A 17,987-nucleotide genomic window follows, 5' to 3' on the forward strand; every position below is an offset into this window, starting at 1 on the left:
GAGGTCAATGGCTGCCGTGTTGCTTTTCGGTTCCGGGTGGTTACCGGCGTGTTCAGTGCCGGTGCTCGTGGTCGGGGTGCGACGGATCGCCCGGGTGCTCGTGCCCGGGGGCGTACGCCACCTCGGCCCGGGCCCCGTCCAGCCAGTCGAAGAACGCCCGCCGGCCCACCGCCCGCCGCAACTCCCGCACCACCTCGTCCCGGACCGCCTCGAACGGCACGAAGTCCCCGGCCCGGGCCACTCCGTACGGGTCGACGCCGCGCCGCAGCGCCTCCGCGGTGAGGAACCGGTCCGGATTGCGGTCGTAGTAGGCCCGTGCGGCCCGCTCCGGCACCTTCTGCTCGGCCTCCAGAGCCGCCAGCAGGGCGCGCACGGCGGGGGAGTGGGCGAGTGCCACGGCGACGATGCTCCCCAGGTCGGCGACCTCGGTCCCGGACACCGCGAGCACCCGTGCCGGGGGCACCTCGGGCGGCGGCGCGAGACCGCGCTCGGCACAGGCGCGGCGGGCGAGCTCGTCGACGACCACGACCTGCGTGGCCCACCGTCTGCGCTGGCGCTGCGCGCGTGCCGGCGGCTCCGGGCGGGTCTCCCGGTGTCGCGCGGGCACCGCGTCCAGCACGGCTTCCACCCGTTCCGCCGGCACGGCCTCACCACCCACCAGCGCCGCGTGCCCGCTCACGGTGTGAGGTGCGTGGGGCACCACCGCGCCGCGCGCCGGCCCGTCCGGCAACGGCGCGTCCGCGCTCACGGCATGGCGTGCGGCCGACGGCTCCTGACCGTGTGCGGGCTCGTCTCCCACCACCGCGTGGCTCATGACCTCACCTCCAGCACGACCGCCTCCGTGTAGGCCACGCAGCCGTGCCAGCCGGCCTTCGCCATCAGCCAGTACGAGCCCGGCGGCACCGCGGAGCCGTCCACCTCCACCTCGCACAGCGCGCTCTCCCCGGCGGACAGCGTGAACCCCTGACAGCCCGGCCCCACGCCGGCCCAGGTGCCCCAGGACGACAGTGCCCACAGCGTTCCGCTCACCGGACCGCGCGTCGTGTTGCGCACGCTCACCGGGACCCGCACCCGCTGCCCCCGGCGCACGTCGATCCGTTCGACGCCCAACTCCGTCACCAGACCCGGCCCGGTACGTCCGTCCGGTTCGCCCCGCGTGGCCTTCCCGGGCACATCGAGGGCGACCACGTCCTCGTACGTCTGCCCGCCGTACACCAGCCGAGCGGCGAGCCGGTACCGGCCGGGCACCGGGTGCGGCGGCGGTGTGACGGTGACCTCGGTGAGCGTGAAGCCGCCCGGGCCGAGCGCGTACGGCAGTGCGGCGGGTTCGGCGCTCCAGCCGGGCGGCACATCGAAGCCCACCGTGCCCGACACCGGCGCGTCGGTGAGCTCCGAGGAGACGCGGACCACCGCGACGACCGGCCCGTCGGCGGTGAGCGCGGCCGGGGAGAGATGAACGGCCACCGGCAGGTTGCCCCGGGGCGCGGGCCCGGAGTTGTGCAGCCAGTAGCGGGTGTACACCGGCTGGGCGGGTTCGTACGCGGCGACACCGGGCCCCTCGGCCCGCGGACCGGCCGACGGCGAAGCCAGCACGGTGGCCACCTCGAAGCCGGTCAGGTCCAGCTCCAACGCGCCGTCCGCGCCCGCGTCCAGGGACCTGCCGGGCCGCTCCAGCACGTCCGCCCGGCTTCCCCGCGTCCATGGCGAGGGGCCCGTCAGCCGCGCCCGCACCGGTCGTCCGTCCACCTCGTGCGCCCGTACGACGACCCCCCGCGCGGGGTCCGGTGGTGCCGTGCCGCCCCGGGCCAGCGGGGAGCCGGCCGGTTTCAGCGCGTCCAGCAGCACCCGGCCCTCGGGCTGGAGCCGCAGCAGGGCCGCGTTCCTCGGCAGGCCGGCCGGCGTCCCGCCGGGCTCCCGCAGCCGCGCGGTGAACGAATGGTTGAAGGCATGCCCGGCGCGCGGCCAGCCCAGCTCGCGCCAGTCGCCCTCGCCCGCGACGACCGCGTACTCGAAGGTGTGCGACCAGCGCTGGAGCTGGAAGGCGGAACCGTCCGGCGCGGTCCGCCGGGGCGGGTCGACCCAGATCCCGGAGGGCCAGCCCGTGCACGAGCGCATGAGGGACATGTAAAGGTCGCCGGAGGAGGTGACCACACAGCCCGGGGTGCCTCGGTTGAGGACGGCGAAGCCCCGCCCGTCCCAGGCGTCGCCGGGCGGGAGCGCCTCCCCGCCGCCGGCCGCCGTGGCCCGCACGGTCGCGTCGTCCAGGTCGGCGACCAGCGCGTCGACCGCCTTGGTGTCGTCCTCGGCGCCGGCGCCCGCCACCACGAGCAGCGGCAGCCGCTCCAGGTCGCGCAGGTCGGCGCCGGGCACCCACTCCTCGCGCAGCGAGGCGCGGGGCGCCACCCACACGGCGGCCAGGCCCTCCTCGGCCAGTTGGCGGCGCAGCTCGCGGGCGGCCGCCGGGTCCCAGCCCAGAGCCTCGGCGACCACGGGGTTGCGCTCCGGGCCGCCGACGGCGATCCGGATGTCGGGCAGGTTGGAGTCGACCTCCAGGTCGCCGTAGCGCGGGCCGTCCCCGATCGTCGAGGTGGCCGTGACACCCACCCGCACCAGGGCCGCGGCGAGGGGGGTGCCCAGTTCGCCGGCGGCGTCCCAGTCCGCGAACACCAGCTCGGCGACGCCGATCGACCGGTGTCCCAGCAGGTGGCCCGCGCCGTCGTGGACGGCGACGCGGGCCGTCGAGCCGAGACCGAACCAGGAGTTCGCGGGGTTGTCCAGGGTCCACGGGAAGCGCTCGCTGTCCACCTCCACGAACCCGAAGCCGCGCCCGATCACCGCGTCCGCGACCTCGTGCACCGGCAGCCCCCCGCGCACGTCCGAGGGCCAGCGCACCCGGATCAGCCGGTCCGCGCCGTCGTAGCCGTCGACGGTCGTCGTCACGTCCAGCCGGTCCACGCCCGCCCACAGCGTCAGCCGCTGGGTGTAGCGGAACGGGCCGAGATCGGCGCGGACGGTGACGCGCGAGCCGGCCGGCGAGTGCTCGACCTCGATCTCAGCGCTCACGTCACGGCTCCGGGCCGCGGTGGTGCCGGTCGGGGTGAGGTGCCAGGGGCCCTCACCGAAGCGGGGGTGCCTCGGATACTCCTCCTGCACCACCAGCTCGTTGCCGATGTCCCCGGGCCGCAGCAGTTCCCGGCCGCCCTCGGCGAGGGCGCGCAGGCTGCTGACGCCACCGCCGCGCACGGGGTCGACCGTCACCTCGTAGAACGCGTTGCGGATCGTCGTGCCCTCGCCGGCCGTCCAGCCGGGCACCCGGCCCTCGGCGAGAGAGAGCGCCTTGAGGCCCATGCCCGGCACCTCCGGTACGACGACGCGCAGTTCGCCGTCCTCGCGCACCGCGGGCAGCGGCATGCCGTCGAGGTCCAGCGGGACCAGACCGGGGTCGGCGACGGCCAGCACGTCCCGGCGGAGCCAGGTCGCGGAGTTGAAGACGACCAGGTCGGGCGTGCCGCCGGGGAGCGCGACCACCTTGCGGGCCAGCGCGTCGGTCGCGTCGGCGTGCACCGCCCCGGCGAGGTCGTACAGCTCACGCCAGCCGGTGAGCAGGTCGACGTAGACCTGGTCCGACTCCGAGCCGGTGATCGCGTCGTGGTGAGCGCCGTAGACCAGCTGCCGCCAGGCCTTGTCCAGCGCCGCGTCCGGGAAGGGGTGTCCGGCGACGAGGGCGGCGAGGGTCGCCCAGGCCTCGGCGTCGGCGAGCAGCGTCTCGCCGTACCGCTGGGCCTGCTTGGTGTCGATGTAGGAGACGTCCTTGCCGGTGTAGACGGGATTCATGTCCCGGGTCTGCGGGGACGCCGTCCGCCCCTCCCGTTCCAACTCCGCGCGCACGGCGGCGAAGAAGTCCCGGGGAACGCCGCTGACGAACCGGGGCCAGACGTAACGGGCGTTCCAGTCCCGGTGGATGCCCATCACCCAGCGGCACGGAGGGGCGTAGTCGCCGCCGACGGGCAGGAGGACGTTGCGGGTGAGCGCGACCTTCTTCAGTCCCCGGAAGAGCTTGAGTGCGGCCGCCTCCGCCTCGGGCAGCGTGGGCGCGTTGTCGATGGCCCAGCCGGCGCCGTAGTGGTTGACCATGTAGGCGGTCAGCAGTCCGCGTCCGGAGGGGGCGATCCAGCCGAACTCGGAGGGGAACTGCATACGTTGCGGGTCGCGGGGCTCCTCGCCGAACACCGACAGGGCCGGGCCCCACTGGTGGAAGGGGCCGCGCGCCCAGGAACTGGACGTGATCCCCGCGTCCGCCATCAGTCCCGGGAACTGCGGATCGTGACCGAACGCGTCCAGTTGCCAGGCGGTCTGCGGAGCGGCCCCCATGATCCCGCGCTGGAAGCCGTCGCCGTACAGGGCGTTGCGGACGGTCGCCTCGGCGCCGGTGAGGTTGGTGTTGGGCTCGTTGTAGGTGCCGCCCATGATCTCGACCCGGCCGGTGCGGATCAGCTGGCGCAGGAAGGCCCGCTCCTCGGGGAAGGCGTCCCAGTAGGGCTTGAGGTAGTCCACCTCGGCGAGCACGAAGGTGTAGGCCGGGTCGCGCCGGGCCAGGTCGCAGTGCGCCCGCACCAGGCTCATCCCGGACTGGCCGCGCGAGTCGAACGTCCGGGCGGGCAGCCCGGTGACGGCCGGGTCGTCGGCGACGTCCCAGGTCTCGGTGTAGGCGGCCTGGGTGTTCCACCAGACGGGGTCGTAGTGGAAGTGGCTGACCAGGAACATCGTCCAGCCGGGTTCGGCGGCGGTGAACCCGGCCGTGAACCGGGTCCGTCGGGATCCGTCGACAGCGGTGACCGTGATCTCGCGGCGGTCGCCGGGGGCCGGACCGTCGACCGCCACGGGTATCTCGGCGCGCGCGGTGCCGTCCTCGCCGACGGTGACGGTGTTCTCGCCGACGCTGCGGACGCCCGGTCCTGCCACGCTCAGCCGGACCGATCGGCCGGGGTCGTGCCCGATGTCGACGGCGACCACCTGGTGCGGCTCGTCCTCCGTGCCGGTGAAGAGCTCGGTCGACTCGACGGAGATGACACGCATGGGGCTCCTAGGAGTGCGCGGGGGAGCCCCATCCTGGCATCGCGGGGTGGTTCAATCAACCATCTTTTGTCATATTGGTTGGCTCATCCATGCAGAATCGGTCGGCTCAGCGGGTCCGCCGGGACTTCACCGCGTGCGCCCCGGCGATGTGGTCGGTCAGTGCCAGGGAGGCGCTCGCCCGCTGATAGGAGAGCTGGCCGACCCGCACGTACAGGCAGTCGATGAGCATCAGCACCGAGTGCCGCGCGCCGATGCTCCCGGTGCGGAAGCTGGTCTCCGACGAGGAGGAGATCAGCCGCACGTCGGCGGTCCGGGCCAGTGGCGAACGGGAGTCGGCGGTGAGGGCGACCGTGGTGGCGCCGCGCTCCTTGGCCAGCTCGAACGGCTCGATCGTCTCCCGCGTGGCCCCGGAGTGGGAGATGCCGATCGCCACGTCCGCCGGGGTCAGCAGGGCGGCCGAGGTGGTGGCCGCGTGCACCTCGGTCCAGCCGCGCACGGCGCAGCCGATGCGGAACAGCCGTGTCTCGGTCTCCTGGGCGACCGCGCCGCTGCCGCCGACGCCGTAGACGTCGATGCGCCGGGCGCGGGCCACGGCCTGGGCCGCGCGCTCGATCGCGTCCAGATCGATCCGGTCGATGGTCTGCTGGACGGCCCGCAGGTCGGCGGTGCCCACGACCTGGACGACCCGCTCGAGACTGTCGTCGGGGGAGATGTCCGGACCGATCTCGGCGCTGCCCCAGTCGGAGGACTCGCCGCGACCGCGCTCCTGGGCCAGTTCGATCAGCAGATGCTGGTAGGAGTCGAGGCCGATGGCCCGACAGAAGCGGGTGACGGTGGCCTGGGAGGTGCCGGTGCGGCGGCCCAGGTCGGCGGCCGAGCAGTGGGTGACGGCGGCCGGATCCTCCAGGATCAGCTCGCCGACCTTCCGCAACGAGCCGGCCAGCCGGGGCAACTCGGTGCGGATCAGGGTGGTGACATCGGTCGAGGGCATGCAGAGAAGGTACCAGCCACCCGTTGGAGCGCCCGTTGAATACCACGACCAGCGTGCCCCGCGCTGGCGGTACTCCCTCGCCGAACGTGGCGGGGCATTGCTCGCTCCGCCAGGCCTGTGATTTATTGATTCATTGGAAGTGGCGTTAGGGGTGGTTCAAGCCACCAGTGGGGAGTTTCGGGTGCCCGTCGAGTCCGCCAACGAGTCCGCGACCGAGCCGGTGAGTGCAGACCGCTTCGCGCGCGAGAGCCTGGCCGTCCTGAACCGTCTCGCCGAGTCCGCGCGCGCCGACGTCACCGCCGCCGCCACGCTGATCGCCGACTGCATCCGCGACGACGGCGTCGTCCACGCGTTCGGTACCGGCCACTCCCAGGCCCTCGTCCTCGAACTCGCCGGCCGCGCCGGGGGACTGGTGCCCACCAACCGCCTCAGCATGGCCGATCTCGTCCTCTACGGCGGCGACCACCCCGACGTCCTCGACGACCCGCTCCTGGAACGGCGGCCCGGCATCGCGATCCGCCTCTACGACCTCGCCGCTCCCCGTCCCCAGGACCTGTTCGTCGTCATCTCCAACTCCGGCGTCAACAACGTCATCGTCGAGATGGCCCTGCACGCCAAGGAACGCGGCCACCGCCTGCTGGCCATCACCTCCCTCGGCCACACCCGGTCCGTGCCGGCCGCCCACCCCAGCGGCAGGAAGCTCGCCGACCTCGCCGACGTCGTGCTGGACAACGCGGCCCCGCGTGGCGACGCACTCCTCGAACTCCCCGGCGGCGGCGCGGTCTGCGCCCTGTCCACGCTGACCGGCGTGCTGCTGGTGCAGATGACGGTCGCCGAGGCGGCAGCCCAACTCCTCGCCTCCGGCGACCGCCCACCGGCCTACGTCTCCGCCAACGTGCCCGGCGGATTCGAGAGCAACCTGGAACTGGAGAAGCGGTACGCCGGACGGATCCGACGCACCGCCAGCTGAGGCCGACGCGCGAGGATCCGGGAGCCGCGGCGCGGGGCGGGGCAGGTGCGGCGGTGGCCGCCCGAGGTCAGGCGGGGGACGGCAGGCGCCCGCGGTCGAACCACTCCTTGGTCGACTCCCCGCTCGAGAGGGTCACCAGCAAGGCGCCCAGGGCGATACCGGCGCCCCAGGCGAAGTGGTGGGCCAGGCCTGCGACCAGGCTGCCCAGGGCGATCACCCAGCCGACGGCGACAGCGCCCCTGCGCACCGCGTGACCGCCGTCGGCGAACCGGGCCGAGACGACCAGCGCCGTCACCGCCGGCACCGCGCACCCGGCCGCCGCCGACACCAGCATGCCGAGGGCCAACCCGCCCAGAGCGCCGGACTCGAGGGCGGCGGCGGCCGCGGCCAGCCGTACCGCGCAGGCGATGCCCGACAGGCCCAGGACGACGAGCAGGGCGCGGGCGTACCTGGCCGGGGCGGGCATTCGGGTCATACGGGATCCTCGGGCCGTGCGGACGTCGGTCGCCGACGGCGTGAGACACGACGGGCCGGCCGGGCCACCGTAGCCGTCCGGGCCGTCAGGAAGACACCCTTTCGACGAAGGCGACAACGGCCCGTCACGAACCGCACGAAAGCGCGACATCGCGGCCGACGCCTCCAAGCGTGATGTGACGGCTCCCATTGCACTCGGGCACCGAAGCGGCGAACCTCTCCTCGCACGAATTTCCGAGGAACTGTTATCCGGCGCACCCGCAGGGATCCCCCATGTGACGGACAACAGCGTTCGGCGTCGAGGACAGGGAAGTCGCAATGAGTACACGGCACACGGCGGAGGCTGCGGCGCTGGTCACCGCTGCCCGAGCGGGCGACCAGGCGGCCCAGGACGCGCTCGTCGGCGCGTACCTTCCGCTCGTCTACAACATCGTGGGCCGGGCGTTGAACGGCTCGGTGGACGTGGACGACGTCGTGCAGGACACCATGCTGCGCGTCCTCGACTCGCTGGACACGCTGCGGGATCCCGCGAGTTTCCGCTCCTGGCTGGTGGCCATCGCGATGAACCAGGTCCGGGCGCACTGGCACCGCCAGCAGTCCGCCCAGGGCGCCGTGGAGGAGGCCGACGACGTCGCCGACCCGGGTGCCGACTTCGTCGACCTGACCATCGTGCAGCTGCAACTGTCCGGTCAGCGGCAGGAGACCGCGCGGGCGACCCGCTGGCTGGAGCCCGACGACCGGGGGCTGCTGTCCCTGTGGTGGCTGGAGTGCGCCGGCGAACTGACCAGGGCGGAGATCGCCGAGGCCCTGGCACTGTCGCCGCAGCACACAGCCGTCCGCGTGCAGCGGATGAAGGCGCAGCTGGAGGCGGCGCGCGTCGTCGTGCGGGCACTGGACGCAAGCCCGCAGTGCCGGGAACTGCGCGGCGAACTCGCGGGCTGGGACGGCCGGCCCTCGGCGCTGTGGCGCAAACGCACGGCCCGGCACGCGCGCGGCTGCGCACAGTGCTCGGGCCTGTGGAGCGGACTGATGCCCGCGGAAGGCCTGCTGGCCGGCCTGGCGCTGGTCGCGGTGTCGTCCGCGCTCCTGGCGAGGACGAACTCCGCCGCCGACACCGCCGTCGTGGTCGGCTCCGCGTCCCCGCTCACCGGGGGCGAGGAGCACGGCGGGCTCGTCCGGTCGGTGAACCACCGGGCCTCGGGGGGACGGACCGCTTCCCGTACCGATGCACGGCGCAGGCGGCGCACCCGCCGCAGGGCGGTCGGCGGTGCGGTCGTGGCCGCCTGTGTGGCCGGCGGTGGCTTCTACTACTTCGGTACGCAGCCGGACGGCGGGACGGGGGAGAGCGCCGCCGTGCGGCCCGCGAACGACGCGCCCGTCTCTGACGACCCCACACCCGACAGCGCGCGCGCCGGCTCGCCGTCACCTTCCCCCTCCCCGTCGGCGTCCGCGTCGAAGTCACCGGGTGCGAGCGCTTCGCCGACGCCCCGCGCCGTCCGGACCACGTCCGCCGCGGCCCCGGCGAAGTCGCCCCGGGTCAAGCCGTCCGCCTCCAGGACCCAGGCGGTCGAGGCCGCATCGTCCGACCGGTCGAGCCAGGTGATCGCGCTGGTCAACGAGGAACGGGCGAAGGCGGGCTGCGGACCGCTCACGGAGGATCCTCAGCTGCGCGATGCCGCCCAGGGGCACTCCGACGACATGGCCGCCCGCGACTTCTTCGACCACACCAACCCCGACGGCGCCGACCCCGGCCGGCGCATCACGGCCGCCGGATACCGCTGGTCCACGTACGGCGAGAACATAGCCAAGGGGCAGCAGACGGCCTCGTCGGTGATGACGTCCTGGATGAACAGCGACGGCCACCGGGCGAACATCCTGAACTGCTCCTTCAAGAACATCGGCGTGGGTATCCACGACGGGTCCGGCGGCCCGTGGTGGACCCAGAACTTCGGCGCCAAGCTGTGAGTTCCGCGCGGGGTGAGCGGTTACCCGCGGCGGTCACCCCTCGCTCGGCGGGACGGCCGGTGTCAGGTGGCGCCCCGGATCCCGCAGGAGCTCGGCGTTCGCCCCGTCGGCCAGCATGCGCCGCACCGCGGGCGCGGGCATCCGGACGACCACCGGCTCCGGCAGGGTGACCTCCTGCCCGGCCGTCGAACGGCGGCCCGGACGCACCCGGTCGCTCACCTCCGCCACCACCCGCACGTCCAGCGTGAACTGCGCCGGCACCGACTCGGACTTGGGCTTGTGCAGCGGAATCGACCCGGCCGCGTCGGCGGCGGTCGCGGTGGAGCTGCCGGAGCCGTCCACGGCGCCGAGGAACTGGTTCATCCGGAACTCGTCCGCGTTCAGCACCCCCGCGCCGAACAGCCCGCGCGCCGACCGGCCGTGCTCGTTCGCCTGCTGACCGTCCGAACCCGCCGGGCGCGGCGCGTCCAGCCCGCTCTGCGCGACCGTCTCGAAGGTCATCCTGTCGCCCACGCCCAGCACCCGGCCGCCGCGCAGCCGGGCGTGCAGCGAGGTGCGCAGGTCCTGGCCCGACGCGCCGGTCGCGTGGACCGGCGGCAGGTCCACACCCGCCGCGGTCAGCAGCGGCAGCGCCGCGATCAGCCACTCCGTGGAGACGGCCTCGCGCAGCAGGTGGTGGGCCGCCTCGCCACCGGTGCGGAACCGCGCGCCGCCGCCCACCCGCTGGACGGCGTCGTCGACCGCCTGCTGAACCCTGGGCGTTCCCCGGAACCCGTTGACCTGGGCCTCCATCGGCGGCCGGGCCCCGGAGTCACGCCAGGGACCGAGCCGGTCGGCAGCCGCGTCCTCGGCGGCCACCGCGGGCGCACCGACCTGCTGGGGCGGTACCGGGGCGAGTCGCGACAGCGCGCGCAGATCCGCGGCCGGCACCCGGTGGGTCAGGCTCAGGCCCTTCAGCGGAGCGCCCAGCCGGCCGAGACGGCCTGCCGCAGCGCCGCGGTCACCGCCTGCTGTAGCGGATCCTGCGCGGTATCTCGACCGGCCCCTGGTCGCTGCGCAGGACTCGCGGCTCCGCCGTGTTCCGCTGGGCGTGGGAGTCCCGGGACGACTGAAAGGGCTGGGCACTGATGGTGGCCGCCCCGCCGAGCCAGACGCCGGGTACGACCGGGGCCGGCCCGAACGCGGTGAACGCCGCGCCCTTCGACGCGGACGCGCCCGTACTCCGCGCGACGGTGGCGGCCGAGTTGTGCTGCACATCGACCTTGGTGGCCGCGCCCTCGCTGTCGAGGCCCGCGGGGGAGAGGACGCCGGGACGGTCGTCGTCGGCGGGGCAGACGCTCACCGTGACGTCGTAACGGACCGTGCCCCGCACCCCGGTGACGGCGAAGGCACGGCCGCGCCCGTAGAAGGATTCGGGCCGCCCGGCGATCTCCGCGGCGATCTCCGCGACCACGCCGTCGCGACGCCCGACGACGTCGGCCAGGGTGGTGGTGACGAATTCGTGGCCGACGAGCCCGTACGCCGTGGAAAGGCCCGCCGCCTCCATGTCCCGCAGATACGGTGGGAGTTCGAGTGCGTCGTCTTCGACCTCCGCGATGGCGGGCGGTACCCGCGGGGGCCGGCGGCGGGCGGCGGACGGGCCGGCCGCGTTCAGGGCGGCGACGGTCGCCGCGTTGCCCGCGGTCTGCTGAAGCGCCAGCAGGGGGTTGTGGGCACCGCTCCGACCTGCCGCCCGGGATGCCGTGGCCGCCCGTCGGGACCGCTCGCGGGCACTGCCGTGACGGTCGTCGTCCGCCTGTCGCTGTTCTCGCACGCGCGTCAGCGTAGGGACGCCACGACAGCCCGCGGGCAGCACGCGAAGTGTTCAACTGCCGTACGCCCAGAAGTCGTCAGCCCCTCCGCGCCGACGGATCCCACAAAGCCGCGGCCGAGCCGCGCACCAACTGACCGGATGGGTGGGAGGACGGGGTCCCAGGGGTTATGACACACCCATCATGACAGGTCAGAGGCTGTTTTCGTAGGACGAACGGCATAGCTCTGCGGGGTTGTTCGGCATTCTCGGTGGCGCCCACAATTCCCGTCATGAATCACCCGGTGAAAATCGATCAGGAAGACATCGTGCGAGCGCGGAATGTGCTGCTCGCGTCGGGACGCCGCACTCCACGCGAGGAAGTCGGCGCCTACCGGGTACTCGCGCGGGTCAGCCCTGCCGCCTACCTGCCCCGCCTGTCCAAGGCGCTGCAACAGCTGAGCTACGACGCCTGTTTCGACGACCGGCCCGAGGGATGTCTGGCTCTGCGGGAGGAGGCGGTGGCCGCCGCGCGGGCCGTCGATCCGGCCGAGCCCGCACGGGCCGATCTTCTGTACGGGGCACTCGACACCTGCCAGAGGGCGCTGTACGAACTCGGCCGACGGGCCGAAGGGCTCGGCGTGCGTGCGGAGATGCTCGCCATCGGCCGTGCGCAGGCCGAGCTGTCCGGGGACCCCGCGGTGAAGGGGCTGAGCACCTGGGCCGCCGGGCTGTCGGAAGAGGGCCGCTTCGACGAGGCCGCCGACGCACTCACCGAGTTGGTCACGGCGATCCTGCCCGACGGGCCCGACCACGGCGCTCTCGCCTGGTCCATGGTGGAGTGGATCGCCGCTCTCCGTGACGCCGGCCGAACCGACGAAGCGCTCGCCGCTTTCGCGACACTCGTCGACATGGAAGCGGCCGACGCCGCGAACGACCGCGGCCCGATGGCCTGCCATCTCTACTCGGTGATCGGCTACGCGCAGCTGCTCGACGACTGCGACCGGGGAAAGCAGGCGGCGGCCGCCCGGCAGGAGGCGCTCGCTCTGCTGACGGAGTTGGCCGCCACCGGTGAGCGCAAGTCCTGGAGTGGCTATCAGGCCGCCTACTGGGCGGTGCTGCTGGCCTTCTCCGGTGCCGATGGCGACCGGCCGGCACCCGGAGAGCCCGGTCCGCCCTCGGGGTTCGCGCCCATGCAGTGGTCGCCCGATGTCAGGCGGCGCCACTTCGACAGTCGCGATGGGCTCCGCGAGGAGGTGGACACCCTCGCGCTGCGGGCCGTCGAGGATCCGGGGCACCTGGCCGAACTGGTCCGGCTGCAGAGGGTCCTCACCATCCGTTCCTCCGTCCACGGGGAGTCCCGCACCCATCTCTTCGCGGAACGCGTGCGCCCCATGTTCGACGAAGGTGTGGACCTGGCCCGCCGGCTGTCCGAGCATCGCCCGGCGGACGGAACCCGGACGCTGGTCAGGTCACTGATGGACCGTTCGACATTCCGTGCCGCCACTCACGAGTTCGGGCCTGCCCTCGACGACTTCCGCCGAGCCCTGCGCCATCTGGGGGAGGCCGGCTAGCGCGCGCCGACCGCCACCGTCGCATCCCCTGACGACCGGCCGACGCGCGCGTGCGGGCGCGTCGGCCCGCCGGACCGGCCGGGCGTCGGGGCGCTGCGCGTCGTGCGGGCGAAGGCGCGCTCAGCGCCCCGTACCCTGTTCCGGATGTCGTCCTCCCGCCTGCAACGCGTCGCCGTCCTAGTGCTCGAGGGGGCCAAGCCGCTCGATGTGGGCATCCCCGCGCAGGTGTTCACGACCCGCGCGAGCATGCCGTACGAGGTACGGGTGTGCGGGGCGGCACCCGGTCTGGTGACCGGCGGCGACGGTCTGTCGTACCACGTGGCCCACGGCCTCGACACGCTCGACTGGGCGGACGTCGTCTTCCTTCCCGGCTACCGCTTCCCGGACCGCGACGAACCGCCGCAGGCGGTCCTGAGCGCGCTGCTGGCCGCCCACGCCCGGGGCGCCCGGCTGGCCGCGATCTCGACGGGAGCCTTCGCGCTCGCCGCCACGGGCCTGCTCGACGGCAGACGCGCCACGACCCACTGGCACTACACCCGGGCGCTGGCCGCGAAGCACCCGCTCGTCCAGGTCGACGAGAACGTGCTGTTCGTCGACGAGGGCAGCGTGCTGACGTCGGCCGGCGCGGCCTCCGGTATCGACCTGTGCCTCCACATCCTGCGCCGCGACCTCGGTGTGGCCGCCTCGAACCACGCGGCCCGGCGGCTGGTCGCCGCGCCCTACCGCAGCGGAGGCCAGGCGCAGTACGTGCCGCGCAGCGTGCCGGAGCCGCTGGGCGAGCGGTTCGCCGCCACCCGCGAGTGGGCGCTGCACCGGCTCGACGAGCCCCTCACCCTCGAGACGCTGGCCCGGCATGCCGCGGTCTCGGACCGCACCTTCTCGCGGCGCTTCGTGGAGGACACGGGGTACACGCCCATGCAGTGGGTCATGCGCGCCCGCATCGACATGGCCCGCGAGCTGCTCGAACGCTCCGGGCGCAGCGTCGAGCAGATCGCGGGCGACGTCGGACTCGGTACGGGGGCGAATCTGCGGACCCACTTCCAGCAGATCCTCGGCACCACACCGAGCGAATACCGGCGCACCTTCACGAAGGGCGAATAGCCGGAGCCACCGCAGACGCGAGGACCCGGAGCGACGCCGAAGACACCGGAGGCCGCGACGGCGTCGGGTGCGCCGCTCCTGGCGAGATCCTTTCGAACCATGGCGCTCACGCCCCGGTCATGAGCGGACGCCGCACGCGAGGCTGGTGGCGAACCGAAGGGACACACTCATGACTCGCATCGCCGTCAACGGATTCGGCCGCATCGGACGCAACGTGCTGCGCGCGCTCCTCCAGCGCGACAGCGACCTCGAGATCGTCGCCGTCAACGACCTCACGGAGCCCGCCGCCCTCGCGCAACTGCTCGCCTTCGACTCGACGGCCGGCCGGCTGGGCCGCCCGGTCACCGTCGACGGCGACGTCCTCGTCGTCGACGGCCGACGCATCAAGGTGCTCGCCGAGCGCGAGCCGGCGCGCCTGCCGTGGGCCGAGCTCGGCGTCGACCTCGTGCTGGAGGCGACCGGCCGGTTCACCTCGGCCAAGGCCGCCCGCGCCCACCTCGACGCGGGCGCCAGGAAGGTACTGGTCAGCGCGCCCTCCGACGGCGCCGACGTCACGCTCGCGTACGGCGTCAACACCGACGCCTACGACCCGGAGCTGCACACGATCGTCTCGAACGCCTCGTGCACGACCAACGCGCTCGCCCCGCTGGCCGCGGTGCTCGACGACCTGGCCGGCATCGAGCACGGCTTCATGACGACGGTGCACGCCTACACGCAGGAGCAGAATCTCCAGGACGGCCCGCACCGCGACCCCCGCCGCGCCCGTGCCGCCGGCGTCAACATCGTGCCGACCACGACGGGTGCTGCCAAGGCGATCGGCCATGTGCTGCCGAACCTCGACGGCAAGCTGTCGGGGGACTCGATCCGGGTGCCGGTTCCGGTGGGCTCGATCGTCGAGCTCAACACGACCGTCGCCCGCGAGGTGACGCGCGAGGACGTGCTGGCAGCGTACCGAACCGCGGCCGAGGGCCCGCTCGCCGGCGTCCTCGAGTACTCGGAGGACCCGCTCGTGTCGTCCGACATCACCGGCAATCCGGCCTCGTCGATCTTCGACTCGGCCCTCACCCGCGTCGACGGCCGCCACGTCAAGGTGGTCGCCTGGTACGACAACGAGTGGGGCTTCTCCCACCGGGTGATCGACACCCTCGAACTCCTCGCCGCCCGCTGACCGCACGCCGCCCGCTGACCGCACGCCGGCACTGCCCCGCCGGCCGTTCACGGAGCGATCCGCGAACGGCCGGCGCGCACGCCACCGCCGTCCCGGGCGCGCGGCGACCCCGTCGAGAAACCGACTTGTCCACTCGCCCCGACCGGTGAGCCGTCCATCCCGACCGCGACCGCGACGGCCGGTACGCATGGAGCGCGGACGGCCGACCGCATGGGGGATCGTGGTGACATGTGGGAGCGACGTGAGACATGGGCGGTCGCGGACGCCTACGAGCGGTACATGGGCCGGTGGAGCCGACCGGCCGCGAAGCAGTTCGTGTCCTGGCTCGGCTGCGCGGACGGGTTGCGATGGCTGGACGTGGGGTGCGGGACGGGCGCCCTGACGGCCGCGATCGCCGCCCGGTGCCGCCCCACGGCCGTGCTCGCGCTGGACCGGTCCGCCGGATTCGTGGCCTCGGCCCGGGGCACCGCTGACGCACGGGTCCGCCGGGTGACGGCAGACGCACTGTCGCTGCCGTTGAGAGACGGCGGGTGCGACGTCGCCGTCAGCGGACTGGTGCTCAACTTCTTCTCCTCTCCGGGCGCGGCGGTGACCGAGGCGGCTCGGGTGGTACGGCCGGGCGGACTGGTCGCGGCGTACGTCTGGGACTACGCCGAGGGCATGACGCTCCTGCGGCGCTTCTGGGACGCCGCGATCACGGTCGACGCCTCCGCCGCCGCACTGGACGAGGGCCGCAGGTTCCCGGTGTGCCGGCCGGGGCCGCTGCGCACGCTGTGGACGCAGGCGGGATTGTCCGATGTGAAGACCGCCCCGGTCGAGGTGCCCACCGTCTTCGTCGGCTTCGAGGATCTGTGGGAGCCGTTCCTGGGCGGTCAGGGCCCCGCCCCCGGCTACGTCACGGCCCTCGCCCCGCCCGCCCGGAACCGGTTGCGTGACGCGCTGCGCAGGGCCCTTCCCCCGCGCCCGGACGGATCGATCGCGCTCACCGCTCGCGCGTGGGCGGTCCAGGGCCGCCGTCCGTAGGCGTCAGACGTCCCACGCCCGTCGGGGCCGGCCTGCGCGCGGCGCGTGTCACGCTCGCCGCGGCGGCCGGCCCCGTCGACCGTGCCGGTGCACCGGCACGGGTCGTCGAGCGGCGCGACGGCCCTCCCCGTTCGGGTTCGGTCCTCCTCCAACTGGTCGGCACTGGGCAGCATTTGGGGGACATGCCGGTCGCTGATCGCAACGGCTGATCGGCGACGGGTGATCGGCGACGGGTGATCGGGTGGGCGAGCTGTCACCACCTGTGTCCGATCCCGTACAGTCCGCGGTGTCAGTGCTCCGGCACAGCCGGGCGCAGCGGTTGACCAGGAGAGGAACCATGGGCCCCGAAGCCGGTCTCAGCTCTGTCTCGCACGTACCCGCAGGGCGGCGGCCGGTCCCCGAAGCCGAGCCCGCACTCGTGCGGCGGTGGCGTTCGGAGGGAGGCGAGCTGGTCGAGCTGCTGTCCCAGGTGCGCGAGGAGGTCGGCGGCGTAGCCGCGTTCCGTCTCGGGCCGTCCCCCACGGTGCTCGTCACCGACCCGCAGGCGGTCCAGCACGTACTCGCCCGGCGCCCCGAGCGGTACGTCAAGCGCTCCCACCGCGCCCGTCTGCTGATCGGCGACGGAGTCCTCGCCGCCACCGGTGCGCAGTGGAAGCGCCAACGCCGCCTGCTCCAGTCCCAGTTCACCGGTACCGGGATGCGCCGCTACGAACAGCGGATCACCGCGGCCGCCCGGACCACCGCCGAGCGCTGGACCGGGTACGCACGAACCGGGCAGAGCCTGGACGTCGGGCGGGAGATGCGCCGCTTCGCCCTGGACGCCATCTGGCGCTCCCTCACCGGGCACCCCCTCGATGACGGGACCGAGCGCGAGCTGGACGCCGTGGCAGCCGTGGCGACCGCCCTGCCGACGCTGCCCGCCGATGCCGCCGAGGCCCAGGGCGCCGTAGCCGCCGATCTAGCCCGGATCGACGCGGTCGCCCGGCATGCCATCGAGGCCGCACGAAACGGGGTGGCCGGCCCGCACGGCCCAGGCCTGCTGCGCGTCCTGACCGACGCCGCCACCGAGCACCCGGAGTACACCGACAAGTTGATCCGCGACGAGCTGGTCACGTTGCTCGCGGCCGGGCACGAGACCACCGCGACCACCCTGACCTGGCTCTATCTGCTCCTCGACCGACACCCCGCCGCCCGTGAACAGGCTCTCGCCGCCGGTGGCGAAGGCTCGCCGCAACGCCGTCAGGCCATCCAGGCGCTGATCCACGAGACGCTACGGCTCTACCCGTCCGCCTGGATCCTGCCCCGTCACGCCACCGAGGACGACACCCTCGCCGGGTACGCCGTCGAGGCCGGCACCGACATCCTGGTCTGCCCGTACCTCACGCACCGTGATCCCGGACTGTGGCCGGACCCCGAGCACTTCGATCCCCGGCGCTTCCTCACCCCGGAAGGCCGACCCGCCCAACCGGGTGCCTACTTCCCCTTCGGCATCGGTCCCCGCGCCTGCCTCGGTCTGCAGTTCGCGCTCCGCGAATCGACCGTCCTGCTCGAACACCTGCTGCCGGTGCACACTCCCGCCTTCTCCTCGGCGCCCACGAAGACGGCGTACGGCATCACCGTCCGCCCCGACGGCCCCACCGTCGCGACCTTGGAGAACTAGCGCCTCTCGTTTGGATCAGGCCCGGCTCGCGAACCCTGGCACCGCACCTCGCCGCGTTGCGTCGGTCGCCAGGGCTTTGCCCCGACTCCCCCTCCGCCTCGCGATGCACGGCACCGGGCCCCGCTCACTCCCTGATCGGCCCGGATCCAGACGGAAGGACCCAGCGCACTCGGATCCACCGCCGGGTCCTTGGCCG

13 protein-coding genes are annotated in these 17,987 nt (G+C 73.6%); 7 read left to right on the top strand and 6 right to left on the bottom strand.

All coding sequences use genetic code 11. The annotated features are described in order from the left end of the window. Nucleotides 1–52 precede the first annotated feature (52 nt). From ACIPFH_RS18470 to ACIPFH_RS18480, 3 genes are all read right to left on the bottom strand, one after another. Nucleotides 53–679: a peptidyl-prolyl cis-trans isomerase gene (locus tag ACIPFH_RS18470; protein ID WP_401828070.1), complete on the bottom strand. Its 627-nt coding sequence runs from the start codon at nt 677–679 to the stop codon at nt 53–55. A gap of 131 nt (nt 680–810) precedes the next feature. Continuing rightward, the gene (locus ACIPFH_RS18475) at nt 811–5,076 is read right to left on the bottom strand and encodes an NEW3 domain-containing protein (RefSeq protein WP_401827648.1); all 4,266 of its coding nucleotides are present in this window, start codon (nt 5,074–5,076) and stop codon (nt 811–813) included. A gap of 106 nt (nt 5,077–5,182) precedes the next feature. Further along, a complete protein-coding gene (locus ACIPFH_RS18480) occupies nt 5,183–6,067 on the bottom strand; it encodes a MurR/RpiR family transcriptional regulator (protein ID WP_356258699.1) in 885 nt (294 codons plus the stop codon). 181 nt (nt 6,068–6,248) lie between these two features. Here ACIPFH_RS18480 and ACIPFH_RS18485 point away from each other — a divergent pair, with 181 nt between their 5' ends. After that, nucleotides 6,249–7,037, top strand: coding sequence for a sugar isomerase domain-containing protein (locus ACIPFH_RS18485; RefSeq protein WP_401827649.1), 789 nt, complete (start codon nt 6,249–6,251; stop codon nt 7,035–7,037). 67 nt (nt 7,038–7,104) lie between these two features. On the opposite strand, the gene ACIPFH_RS18490 is transcribed toward ACIPFH_RS18485, so the two are convergent. Beyond that, nucleotides 7,105–7,512: a hypothetical protein gene (locus ACIPFH_RS18490; protein WP_401827650.1), complete on the bottom strand. Its 408-nt coding sequence runs from the start codon at nt 7,510–7,512 to the stop codon at nt 7,105–7,107. Between the two features lie 317 nt (nt 7,513–7,829). On the opposite strand from ACIPFH_RS18490, the gene ACIPFH_RS18495 reads away from it, so the two are divergent. Further along, a complete protein-coding gene (locus ACIPFH_RS18495) occupies nt 7,830–9,476 on the top strand; it encodes a sigma-70 family RNA polymerase sigma factor (protein ID WP_401827651.1) in 1,647 nt (548 codons plus the stop codon). Nucleotides 9,477–9,509: 33 nt separating this feature from the next. Here the strand turns inward: ACIPFH_RS18495 and ACIPFH_RS18500 are convergent, their stop codons facing one another. Both ACIPFH_RS18500 and ACIPFH_RS18505 read right to left on the bottom strand, forming a co-directional pair. Further along, nucleotides 9,510–10,406, bottom strand: coding sequence for a hypothetical protein (locus tag ACIPFH_RS18500; RefSeq protein ID WP_401827652.1), 897 nt, complete (start codon nt 10,404–10,406; stop codon nt 9,510–9,512). Between the two features lie 70 nt (nt 10,407–10,476). Continuing rightward, the gene (locus ACIPFH_RS18505; RefSeq protein ID WP_401827653.1) at nt 10,477–11,289 is read right to left on the bottom strand and encodes a hypothetical protein; all 813 of its coding nucleotides are present in this window, start codon (nt 11,287–11,289) and stop codon (nt 10,477–10,479) included. 305 nt (nt 11,290–11,594) lie between these two features. On the opposite strand from ACIPFH_RS18505, the gene ACIPFH_RS18510 reads away from it, so the two are divergent. The 5 genes from ACIPFH_RS18510 to ACIPFH_RS18530 all read left to right on the top strand — a co-directional run bounded on the left by ACIPFH_RS18510 (nt 11,595) and on the right by ACIPFH_RS18530 (nt 17,791). Continuing rightward, nucleotides 11,595–12,839, top strand: a complete 1,245-nt coding sequence (locus tag ACIPFH_RS18510; protein WP_401827654.1) for a hypothetical protein — start codon at nt 11,595–11,597, stop codon at nt 12,837–12,839. 144 nt (nt 12,840–12,983) lie between these two features. Then, a complete protein-coding gene (locus ACIPFH_RS18515) occupies nt 12,984–13,940 on the top strand; it encodes a GlxA family transcriptional regulator (RefSeq protein ID WP_401827655.1) in 957 nt (318 codons plus the stop codon). A gap of 169 nt (nt 13,941–14,109) precedes the next feature. Then, on the top strand, nt 14,110–15,108 hold the full coding sequence (gap, locus tag ACIPFH_RS18520) for a type I glyceraldehyde-3-phosphate dehydrogenase (protein WP_401827656.1): 999 nt from the start codon (nt 14,110–14,112) through the stop codon (nt 15,106–15,108). A gap of 228 nt (nt 15,109–15,336) precedes the next feature. After that, the gene (locus ACIPFH_RS18525) at nt 15,337–16,131 is read left to right on the top strand and encodes a class I SAM-dependent methyltransferase (RefSeq protein ID WP_401827658.1); all 795 of its coding nucleotides are present in this window, start codon (nt 15,337–15,339) and stop codon (nt 16,129–16,131) included. Between the two features lie 337 nt (nt 16,132–16,468). Further along, nucleotides 16,469–17,791, top strand: a complete 1,323-nt coding sequence (locus ACIPFH_RS18530) for a cytochrome P450 (RefSeq protein WP_401827660.1) — start codon at nt 16,469–16,471, stop codon at nt 17,789–17,791. Nucleotides 17,792–17,987 lie beyond the last annotated feature (196 nt).

It is taken from the genome of Streptomyces sp. NPDC088157 (genome assembly GCF_044741545.1).
GTDB lineage: Bacteria > Actinomycetota > Actinomycetes > Streptomycetales > Streptomycetaceae > Streptomyces.